Raw genomic sequence first — 272 nt, 5'->3', positions numbered from 1 at the left:
AGAGCCGAAGATCGTCTCGGTCTGCGGCTTCCTCTTCGACGGACTGTTTGAACCCGTTCCGTGAGAACAGCGCGTACTGCTCGGCGCGGCTACTGCCGTCTTCCGGTGTCCACCGGAGTTCCTCGACGTGATCTTGGAGTTTCGAGAGTGCGTCGTATCCGAGGGGCGACTGCTGGAATTTGCACTCGCCGACGACGAGGGTGTCTCCCGCCGTGAGGCCAACGACGTCAACCTCGTGTTCACCGTACCACCATTGCCCGGTTTGCGTGATC

General features: G+C 61.0%; 1 protein-coding gene. It reads right to left on the bottom strand.

All coding sequences use genetic code 11. The features are described 5' to 3' along the window. On the bottom strand, positions 1–272 hold a 272-nt coding region (locus SM755_RS23650), incomplete at both ends, for a DUF234 domain-containing protein (protein WP_323174835.1).

Origin of the sequence: Natrialba sp. PRR66 (genome assembly GCF_034808065.1) — an archaeon.
Lineage (GTDB): Archaea > Halobacteriota > Halobacteria > Halobacteriales > Natrialbaceae > Natrialba > Natrialba aegyptia.
Note: the sequence above shows the minus strand (reverse complement) of the source record. Positions and strands in the feature narration are given on the sequence as shown.